The sequence below is a fragment of the Pelosinus baikalensis genome (genome assembly GCF_020819555.1).
GTDB classification, from domain to species: Bacteria; Bacillota; Negativicutes; order DSM-13327; family DSM-13327; genus Pelosinus; species Pelosinus baikalensis.
This window is the reverse complement of record NZ_JAJHJB010000069.1, coordinates 1-11218: the sequence shown is the minus strand read 5'-3', so window position 1 is coordinate 11218 and position 11218 is coordinate 1. Positions and strand designations below refer to the sequence as shown.

The 11218-nt window shown below is 40.5% G+C and carries 9 protein-coding genes; all 9 read right to left on the bottom strand.

The features are described 5' to 3' along the window. Positions 1-151: 151 nt before the first annotated feature. A complete protein-coding gene (locus LMF89_RS24040; RefSeq protein WP_229537363.1) occupies positions 152-1885 on the bottom strand; it encodes an ABC transporter ATP-binding protein/permease in 1734 nt (577 codons plus the stop codon). A gap of 355 nt (positions 1886-2240) precedes the next feature. Continuing rightward, on the bottom strand, positions 2241-2978 hold the full coding sequence (locus LMF89_RS24035; RefSeq protein WP_229537362.1) for a zinc dependent phospholipase C family protein: 738 nt from the start codon (positions 2976-2978) through the stop codon (positions 2241-2243). Next, positions 2978-4156, bottom strand: coding sequence for an MGDG synthase family glycosyltransferase (locus LMF89_RS24030; protein ID WP_229537361.1), 1179 nt, complete (start codon positions 4154-4156; stop codon positions 2978-2980). The genes LMF89_RS24035 and LMF89_RS24030 overlap by 1 nt, the downstream gene beginning before the upstream one ends. 338 nt (positions 4157-4494) lie before the next feature. Beyond that, the gene (locus tag LMF89_RS24025; RefSeq protein WP_229537360.1) at positions 4495-5706 is read right to left on the bottom strand and encodes an ABC transporter permease; all 1212 of its coding nucleotides are present in this window, start codon (positions 5704-5706) and stop codon (positions 4495-4497) included. Positions 5707-5710: 4 nt separating this feature from the next. Then, on the bottom strand, positions 5711-6394 hold the full coding sequence (locus LMF89_RS24020; protein ID WP_007955921.1) for an ABC transporter ATP-binding protein: 684 nt from the start codon (positions 6392-6394) through the stop codon (positions 5711-5713). Between the two features lie 14 nt (positions 6395-6408). Further along, positions 6409-7497 (bottom strand): efflux RND transporter periplasmic adaptor subunit, encoded by a 1089-nt coding sequence (locus LMF89_RS24015; protein WP_229537359.1) that lies wholly within the window; start codon positions 7495-7497, stop codon positions 6409-6411. A gap of 43 nt (positions 7498-7540) precedes the next feature. Then, a complete protein-coding gene (locus tag LMF89_RS24010; RefSeq protein ID WP_229537358.1) occupies positions 7541-8818 on the bottom strand; it encodes a TolC family protein in 1278 nt (425 codons plus the stop codon). A 239-nt stretch (positions 8819-9057) separates the two neighbouring features. Continuing rightward, on the bottom strand, positions 9058-10329 hold the full coding sequence (locus LMF89_RS24005) for a sensor histidine kinase (RefSeq protein ID WP_229537357.1): 1272 nt from the start codon (positions 10327-10329) through the stop codon (positions 9058-9060). A gap of 2 nt (positions 10330-10331) precedes the next feature. Continuing rightward, complete coding sequence (locus LMF89_RS24000; protein WP_229537356.1) at positions 10332-11006, bottom strand: response regulator transcription factor; 675 nt, start codon at positions 11004-11006, stop codon at positions 10332-10334. Positions 11007-11218 lie beyond the last annotated feature (212 nt).

Here is an 11218-nt window from a genome sequence, read left to right as displayed (position 1 = left end):
TGACGTAATATGTTTTATTATGGGAATTTTCTAGTTGACGTAACACAAGTATATTGTGTTACGTTATACTATGAATAAATGACGTCTGAAAATCGCGCAAAATGGAGGAGCAGCCTCCTTTTTGTGCGATCTTTTGTTCTATTACCATTTACTATTTATGGATTTTTGTGACTACACAACTTCCCATACTATTTAACTCCATTTTTGCCGTATGATAATTCATAAGAGTGCTGCGATGGCCCACGCTTATAATGGCTGCACTTGACATAGTACTAACGATCATTTTATACATAGCTTGCTCTGTACCCTCATCTAAAGCAGATGTAGCTTCATCTAAAAACAGCCAATTTGGTTTTTGCAATAGCACTCTGGCAAAAGCAACCCTTTGCTGTTCTCCTAAGGAAAGAGTATGACCCCAATCAGCTACGATATGTAATTTATCTGTTAAATGGGCTAGCTTACACATGACTAGAATCTCTCGCATCACTTTATCCTTGTCTTCCTTGACGATATCTGGATAGACTAGAGTCTCCCGTAAAGAACTGCAAGGCAGATACGACTTTTGAGGAAGAAACATTACTTTTTGTTTATCAGGCACTATGATCTTGCCAGAAGCATAGGGCCAAATACCAGCAAAAGTACGTAATAATGTACTTTTCCCGCAGCCTGATTCTCCCATAATTAATAATTTGTCAGCGGGTTTTATGGATAAGGATAAGTCTTTTATTAGAAGAGACCCATCTGGTAAGAATATCTGAAGATTGCATGCAGAGTATACAGCGGAGTTTTCCCGGGAAATATTTAATTTGTACGCTCTAGGCAATTGACCGCGAACCATTTCCATACTTACTAAGAAATTATTAAGACGATTGACGACTGCCCGCCACTGGGCAAGAAGTGTAAAGCTATCGACAACAAAGGAGAATCCTGTTTGTACATGTCGATAGGCATCTACAATCTGAAACATTTGCCCTAAATGAATCTGACTGGTAAAGTAACGCGGTGCTGCTGCAATTGAGGCAAAAATGGATGAAACTTGCGTATAGGAAGATGTTAACCAAGTTAGTGACCTGCGAACCTTCATAATCTTTTGATAGGTAGCGATAATTTTGCCGAAACCTTGATGAAAACTCCATTTTTCTTGCCTTTCGCCGCCATATAAAGCAATACTTTCTGCATTTTCTCTTAATCTCATTAGGCTAAAACGAAAATCAGCTTCATAACGTTGCTGGTCAAAATCCAATTTAACCAAAGGACGCCCTGTCTTAACTGTCCAATAAGTCCCCCCCATTGCATATAACATAGCTACCCAGACCAAATAACCTTGTATAGGGATTTCATATCCAGCAATGGATAGGGTAATTATACCTGATAAATTCCACAAAATCACAATAAACGACAAAATAGTTACTAAATCTTGCAACAGATCTAAAGAGAGCCTAAGAGTAAGCCAAACAAACATCTCGATATCTTCGCTAATACGCTGATCAGGATTATCCATATCATGCTCTTGAGAAAGCTGTAATAAATAGTAGGTCTTGTGAGCCAGCCAATCGGATAAGTATCGTTCTGTCATCCATCGTCGCCATCCAATGTGAAGCATCATTCGCGTATAAATTTGATATCCTCGTATTACAACCAAACAAGCTGCCAATATACAATAATGGCCAATGGACTCCATAAATCCTTGATAATTATGACTTTGTATAACCTCATAAAAATTAACTTGCCAGGTATTGATTAAAACTAACATATATACAATTCCCAGATTCAAGGTAATAACGGTAAAGAGTAATCCCCAAGCAGACCACTTTTCCTCTGAAAACCAATAGGATCTGGCAATTTTCCAGCTAGTTAATAATAAGGCAGCTTTCCCTCTCCTCATATATTTCTATCACCTCCTTATTGTATATTCACTTAGTAGTAAGGCCATAACAAAAACTTAGATATTTTGCCACTTACCTAGGCAACAAACTTTCTTATGGCTTTTTTAGGGGAGATTCTTGATAATAATAATGAGCAGAAAAAAGACAAAAAAAAGCATATAGCTTGTGGGTATAGAACGTTAACCACAAAGGACACAGAGAATCAGAGAGCACGGAGGAGGATTTTCTAATTCCTATCTCTGTGCTCTCTGTTTTCTCTGTGTCCTTTGTGGTTTTTTTTACCTTTTATACATGAAATAGAAGACTCTTGCTTCTATGTTTTTAAATAAATACTCCAGATCCAATCGGCAACAATTAAAAAGGAGTGAAAGCATCTTTAAATAATGAGTCCAGGGATGAAACACCAAGGATTTTTTTGACTCTGGCAAAGAAATAACAAAAAAGATTTGCCGTACTTTGATTGGTCAGGGGCAATAATATGGCTGTTGCTTGTTTATATTGTTCAATTTCAGCTTCTGCATTGACATAGGGATATAACTCTAAGGCAGTTGCTGCATTTTTCACGAGTACACCACTAGGATTCGTACCATCAATCTCCATATTTTGCGTAAAAGAAAAGTTCGGCAAGTTCTTCTCCACCCATAATTCAAACTTTTTGTGCCCATCAAACAGTTGGCACTTTGCATGATGAGGCACACACATATCTTGTACCAAGTGAGCTGCAGCCCCTAAATAGAAAATGGAACTTTCGATACAACCTTGCCGTATATGTTTGATCGCCATAGAAAAAAACTGCTGATAATCACAAGCCGCATTGGAGAAATGCCAAAATCCGCGACGAGTAGTCGGATGTAGGAAATGATGGATATTTTTCCAGTTTAAATCAGCCCAGATTACTCCATTCTGAAGCTGTTGATAGTATGCAGCGAGTAACATCGCCTCTTTTATAAACCCATTCTTCTGCAAAATCCCTAGGGCTTGATCATTGCAATATTGATGAGTAATACAGTAAGAAGAATCGATTTGCTGCCATGCTGGATTCTCCATAAAGGATAGGGTTCTCAAACTTGTTTCAACTACTGCTTTTAGCATTATTGAACACCCGCTTTCTGCCAAGATTCCAGGTCAGTAAGCCTTTTCCCGCGGTTTCCAACAAGATCATTTATTTTTTCAGCTATTTTTCTACCAGCATCATGGGGACTTAGTTCCCTACATTTATCTTGCATTTCTTTTAATACATTTGACTTTTCATTTAAAATGGCTGCAACCTTTATGGCAATATCATTTTCTTCTTTTACCCATAATGCAGATCCTTGGCAATGCAGATAGTTTGCATTTTCTTCTTCCTGCCCCGGTAATGGGTTAAGTAAAACCATGGGTAAATTCACGGCTAAAGCCTCGCTGCAGGTCAGCCCCCCGGGTTTCGTGATTAATAGATCTGCCCTCTTCATAAGCGAGGCTATGTGAGGTGAAAAAGGTAATACGGTAATTTCATTGTGCAATGCCGCGGCTAATACTCTTAGGTGTTGTTGGAGTTTTTCATTCTTTCCCGCCACAACTGTGATATGGATAGGCTTTGGCAGTTGTTCCAGCCTGCGCAATGTTGCATCCATGGACCCAAAACCTAAACCTCCGCCCATAACTAAAATTTCGGGAACTTGTTTTTTTATGCTCCTGTCAGCAGGCATAAAGCTTCGGTTAACGGGGATACCGCTAGCAGTGATCTGATTCCTCTGAATACCATATTTCTGCAGCTCATTCGCCATCATTTCATTCGCAATAAAATAGTGATCAACCCCGCTTGTAATCCACCAAGGATGCACCGCGAAATCGGTAATGATGCCTGCAAGAGTGAAATAGCTGCTCCTCTTATATCGCAGGGCAGAAGCCGCACCAAGAGGGAAAGGATGAGTGCAGATCACACCATGAGGACGATACTCAGCAATTAAACTGGCCATCATTTTTTGATTGGCTGCATTAATAAAATCTATCATTTTGCGAGTTTGTTGATTCTCTGTTATTCTATAAAGTCCTTTATATAGATTGGGTGCAACTTTTAAAATTCCATAATAGGATGATTTCATAAGATTCATCAACTCGATTTGCAGTCGATTTAATGTCGGATAACGAAATTGACCAACCTGTAAGAAATCAACAATTGTTACGCTGCAGGAATCATCTGCCTGCAGCTCCTCACTGATCGTCGAAGCTGCTTGCATATGTCCATTGCCAATTGACGCTGAAACGATGAGAATCTTTTTTGATTTCATAGTCCCACCTCTTAATATTATTTTGTATATATATTGACAATATCATAACCATAATAAAAAAAAATTAGGATTACATTAACATTTCGTTAATATTACCTTACTTTCAAAATAAAACTCTTCTAACCGCAAAGAATGCTACGGTTAGAATATCTATAATACTCCAACCACCCGTTAAAAGAATAAAACGGATTGAACCACAAAAAAGCAAAGGACACAAAGGGATATTTAATACCCTCCTATTTTTTCCACCTACAAGACTACTTTAAGACTACTTTCCATACTTATAAGAAAGCAGGCAGTTTCCTTCTGATGAGGAAACTGCCTGTTTTTCTATGACATTATTCATATCGCAAGGCTTCAATCGGATCAAGTAATGCTGCTTTGCGGGCAGGGTATATGCCAAAAAACAAACCAATGAATACGGAAAAGGCAAAGGCTGCCACAATGGCCAGACTAGAAATCACTGTCTTCCAGCCTGCAATGGATGAAATTCCATAGGATGCACCAATTCCTAGTACAATACCGAGTACTCCTCCAGTGACACTGATTACAATTGCTTCAATCAGAAATTGCAATAAGATATTTTGGTATCGCGCGCCTAGTGCTTTTCGGATGCCAATTTCCCGTGTCCTTTCCGTCACTGACACCAGCATGATATTCATAATACCAATACCGCCCACTAGAAGGGACAGCCCTGCAACAACGGCTAGCAATGAAGTAATCATACTGGTGGTTTCATCGGCAGCAGCCATGATCGCTACCATATTACGCACGGTAAAATCATCTGGGGTCGTTGCTGCTAATTTATGACGTGCCCTCAGCAGAGTTGTAATATCATCCTGAACCTGATAAATCACATCCGTACCAGTTGCCTGAACGTTGATGTTTTGAATGTACGTAATCCCCATTAAGCGTTCTTGTGCTGTCTTCAATGGAATGATAACCGTATCATCCTGATTGCCTCCAGCTGATTCCCCCTTGGCTTCTAATACACCAACTACCCGAAACGGTGCATTATTAATACGAATGGTTTGTCCAATTGCAGTCCCACCATTAAACAAGTTTTCTGCCACTGTCTTTCCCAGTACTGCCACCCTTGCTCGAGTTTCCACATCCTGATTTGTGAAGAAACTACCTTCTTCTATATTGTAATTACGAATCCCCTGAATATCAGGAGTTGTACCTTGAATACTTGTGGTCCAATTCTGATTGCCAAATACCACCTGATACGAACGAGTAACTGCTGGTGCTACCATATTAATCCCCGATATTTCTTGGGTTATCGCTAACGCGTCCTTCTCATTCAAGGTGATGCTGGATCCTGCGGCTTGCCTGGAACCGCCAGCATTAGAGGCACCAGGTGTTACCACCAGCAAGTTACTGCCGAGTCCGGCAATGGAGGTTGCTACTTTATCTTTGACCCCCATCCCAATGGATACCATTGCAATTACTGCACCAACACCAATGATGATACCCAGCATGGTAAGCATCGCTCTCAATTTATTCGCTTTAAGCCCCGCTAAGGCGATGGAAATACTTTCACTAAACACAAACTCACCTCACTTTCCATTCATCCCGTTCAATCAACCCATCGCGAACATAGACAACTCGCCCAGCATACTCGGCAATGTCTGGTTCATGGGTAACCAGAATGATGGTTCGTCCTTGGGAGTTTAACTCTGAAAAAATATTCATAACCTCATCACCAGACTTGGTATCAAGGTTACCCGTTGGTTCATCCGCCATAATAATCGTAGGGTCATTTACCAGCGCTCTGGCAATGGCAACACGTTGACGCTGACCGCCAGAAAGTTCATTAGGCTGATGATTCATCCGTGATTCAAGTCCGACCATTGCCAAAACCTGCTCTGCCCGTGCCAATCGTTCTTTTTTTTCAACTCCGGCATACACCATGGGCAGAGCCACGTTTTGCAATGTGGACATCCTGGGCAAAAGATTAAAGCTTTGGAATACAAAGCCTATTTTTTTGTTTCGGGTGATGGCAAGCTGATCATCATTGAGCGTTGCTACTTCTTGTCCATCCAACATATAAGAACCTGTTGTCGGTCTATCTAAGCATCCTAATATATTCATTAACGTTGATTTACCCGACCCAGATGGTCCCATGATTGCAGTAAATTCGCCAGGGCTTATGCTTAAGGTGATTCCAGCTAGGGCATTCACCCGTTCTCCGCCTAGTTGGTAAACTTTAGTAACTTCCGAAAGTAGAATTGACAAGATAAGCCCCTCCTTTACATGCCACCAGGACCGCCGCCAGGCCCTATACTACCCTTGGTAGAATTTGTCGTTTGCGTTTTAGCCGAAGATGCCACGATTTCATCGCCCTCAGATAATCCGCTCACAATCTCAATTTTACTATCACCTGTTATTCCAGTAGTAACAGATACATTCTGCGACACATTTTGTTTGACTACCACTACATATTGTCCATTATTATTGGATTTTACAGCAGCGAGCGGCACAACAAGTGTATTTTTACTTTCTGCCACATGAATAGAGACTCTAGCTGTCATAGTCGGTTTCAGCAAGTTTTCGGCAGCATCCACGTCGACTAAGACCTTATAGTACACTACATTAGACACAACAGTGGCTTTTTGTGAAACATTCGATACCACTCCGCTGAAAGTCTTTGTCGGATATGCATCTACTGTAAATGTCACCTTTTGCCCGACTTGTATTTTTCCAATATCCGATTCATCCACCTGAGTTTCAATCTGCATTTTTGACATATCAGCGATTGTCAGTAGTACCATCGGTGTTGATACCCCAGGTGCTACCGCTTGACCAGCAGGAGTTGGCTTACCAATAACCTGCCCATTGATCGGAGAGCGGATCACTGTATCGTTCAATTGAGATACCGCATCTTCGTAGGCTGCTTGGGCCACACTGTAATCACTGCGGCTCGTATCAAGAGCCTGAGTTGTTACCGCTCCAATCGCTTCTAATCGCTGGGTACGCTCATAGATACTCGTCGCATTGGATAAACGAGCCTGCGCCTGAGAGACTAGTGCCTGCAGATGCGTATCATCTAGCATCAACAGTACCTGACCCACTGATACGATATCATTTTCCTTAACCTTTACTTCTTTGATCAAACCTGTGATTTTAGAACTAACATCAACGAGATTAACCGGTGAGATTGTGCCCGTAGCAGAAACCATGGAAGAAATATCACCACGCTCTACTTGTACGGTTGGTCCCACCTGAACGGGAGTTGTTTTTCCTTTATAGATATAAATAGCACCACCAATTGCTGCTACAAAAATCAATCCAAGAATCCATATTTTATTTTGAAGAACTTTTTTCCATACCAAGGGCATACTCGTACCTCCTGCTTATCATTAACAGCTTTTAGGGCTGCACTCATTCCACGCCTGCTCCAATCGCTTTTTGCAATTTCGCTTTGTTTACACTGTAATCATATACAGCTTGCGTAGCGTTGGTTTCGGCTTGTGTAAGAGCCACTTGCGCATCAATAACATCTAAGTTGGTACCTACACCAGCATAGTATTTAGCTTGAGAAGCTTTAAGGTCTTCATTGGCTTTGCCTACCGCTACCTTTGAGGTTTCAATACGAGCCTCCGCTTCTTTCATACTTAAATATGCTTGACGAACTTCTAATTCAACTGCAGTACGAATTTGCTGATCACTGTGGTTGACTTTATCCACATTTGCTTGGGCTTCTTTTATTTTGGCATTGGTCACGCCACCGTCAAAAATATCCCAGCTGGCAGAAACTCCAACCGTCCAATTGCTCTTGTCGCCAGGAAATTTAGAACCGCTCCAGCCTTGTGTACCACTTGCTGACACAGTTGGTAATTTCCCGCTATCGGCAACTTTAATGCCTGCTTTTGCTGCATTTATCGTATCTTGAGACTGCACGATTTCTGGTCTCTTTTCTTTTGCCATTTGAATACTATCTTCCAAAGACATATCATATTGGACAAAAGCAAGATCATCTTTCATGGTATTCTGACTATCTAAAGGCAAGCCTATAATATTATTAAAAGTCGCAATGGATACATCATAAGTATTCTGCGCTTTTGTCAAATTCTGCTGTGCATTTGCCAATTCTACTTCTGAACGCAGTACGTCGGATTTGGCGATTGTTCCTACTTCATATTGAGCCTGAACATTTTTCAAATGCTCTGATAAATTATCAACAGTCTGTTGATTCACTGTTACTAGTTTATTATTTTGTAACACACTAAAATAAGCAGTCGTAGTATCTAACTTTACCTGCTCTTTCACTTTGGCTACACCAACTGTAGCGATATTCGCATTATATTTTGCCTGATCAATCAGTCCTTCTGTCCTTCCCCCAGTATATAGAGGCCAGCTTACACGAAGGGAGGTGTTAAAATTCTCATTAGAAGATGCTCCCTCTGCACCAGATCGATTATTACTATTGGACAAGGATAGATTCGGCATTTTACCAGCTTCATTTTCCTTTATACCCCAAACCGCTTTATCTTTATCAGCAATCGCCATCTTAATCGACGGATTATTTTGCAATGCCAAAGCAATACTATCATCCAGCGATAGCTCGGCCGCAGCAGTAAAAGGTATAGCGGTATTGAAAACCAGCAAGCCAGTTGCCAGTAAAACAGCAGGTTTCACGAAGGCTTTCTTTCTTGACATTTCTATGTGTCCTCCTTAAATTTGCTTCATATCAGTAGTCGGTGACTATTGAATTCATTCTACTGTTCCTTTTTTTGATTTTCTTTAGATTCCACTTGGTAAGTACTGTATGATAAACAAGAAAACGTTTTTTAACCACAGAGGCGCAGAGAATACAGAGAAAAGATAGAATAGGATAGAAACGTATAAATTCGGATGCTATATAAAAAAAGACACTTTTTCAAGTGTCTTTTCGCTGATTATAATGTTTCAATAGGAAGAGTAACATAGACTTGTGTGCCAATACCCACCTGGCTTTCCACCCATATTTTCCCTTCATGCTTTTCAACAATCCACTGTGCAATGGCTAATCCTAAACCGGCACCCCCATTCTTACGAGAACGAACTTTGTCACCTCGAAAAAAACGTTCAAAAATATAAGGCAAATCAGCTGGAAAAATTCCACATCCTGTATCCTTCACCTGGATTAAGACCTTACTAGAGTGTTTGCGGCAAATAATTTGGATGTTCCCCGCTTGAGATGTATATTTAATCGCATTATCTAATAAAATGACGAATAATTGGTGCAGTCGTTCTCGATCTGCTACCAACCAGATTGTATCACTGCATTTTACGTCTAAGAAAACACCTTGCATCTGAGCTAAGGGTTCAAACTGTTCTACAACCCTGTCAATGATTTCATTTAATAGTATAGGCACTGCTTCAATTTCCATCTGATTTGCATCTGCCCTCGCTAACGTAAAAAGAGTGGAAACCAATTTACTCATGCGGATGGTTTCTCGAATGACATTGGTAATGCGTATGGTTTCTAACTCAATGGTATGTTCAGGACGGCGCAATAAGAGTTCTGCATTACTTTTTATAACAGCAAGGGGAGTGCGCAGTTCATGAGAAGCATCAGCCACAAACTGCTGCTGTTTTTCCCATGCCGCTTGAATGGGCACTAAGGCACGACGAGCCAAATAATAACTGCCTAACACAATGGCTGTCATACCAATAAGCTGTCCAATGAAAATAATAAATAAAAATCGCCTTAGCATGGCTAACTCGGAATCAACTATGCTAATGGCTATGACATCTTTGACTTTAATAGGACGATCCTTAAACACTATGGTCTCATCCGTATAAAGATAGGGAGTCGATAAAATGCGATACACATGATAGTCTATTTTCTGTGTCTGCCATTTTTCGGTACTGGCTGTTTCAAGAAAATCCAGGACTTCGGATGGTAATCCTTCAATAGGATAGGTATGAAGATTGATAATCTTTCCCTCTATATCACGCAGCAAAATCAATATGCGGGATTCAAAAAAAATCAGGGGCGGTCCTCCATCCCTTGGACGAATGTTCGGAATTCGAAAAGCATTTACCCTGCGTTCCATAGATTCATCAATATCATCAAAAATCTGCCTAGCTACATATCCATATAAGGTTCCACCGAAAATAATAAAAATCACTAAAAATACTATGGAATTTACCAACGTCAGTCTTCGTAAGGTTTTCTGGAACATGATTACTTCTCCTTCATCATAAAACCTGCTCCACGAATCGTTTGTATTACGATTTGACTGCCTTGAGCCGTTAATTTCTTGCGAAGATAGTGAATATATAAATCCACAATTCCGATCGTGGTTTCTGACTCGAAGCCCCATATTCGATCAAAGATTTGTTCTCTTGTCAAGATGTGACCTTGATTTAAAATCAGGTATTCGAGTAATTCATACTCTTTACTCGTTAACTGCAGGGCATTTTTATCTACAAAGCCATCTCTTAATTTGGAATTCACAGAGATGTCGCCATACAAAAGCTCTCCCTCTTTCCCTCCCATGCCCGTACGTCTTAATAAAGCTTTCACTCTTGCTAATAACTCTGGAATGGCAAAAGGTTTCACCAAATAATCGTCTGCACCGCTATTTAAGCCGATTACTCGATCTTGTACGCTGTCCTTTGCCGTTAATAGCATAATTGGCATGGTAATACTTTTCGAACGCAGTGCTTTTACAATCTCTAAACCACTGACTTCTGGAAGCATAATATCAAGTATTAATAAGTCATGGACATTCTGCGATGCTAAATATAATCCTTCCTCGCCATTTCCTGTCTCATGAACCAAGTATTCTTCTTCTTTGAGCACAGCAACAACCACTTCCCGCAGCATCTGATCATCTTCTACAACTAAAATTCTCACTAGTGCCTCCCCTTACGACCTGCCTTTATTCATTACACATAGCTTATCCAAGTGAAAACGTATACATTCGGATCGAATTAGAAAAACGCTACACGTCCTTTAAAAAACCGATAAAACGAAAAGGAACCACAAAGACGCAAAGGACACAAAGGGTTTATATTTATTTTTTCGTGCACTCCTTTGCGTGCCGCGTTAGCGGCATTGTGCCTTTG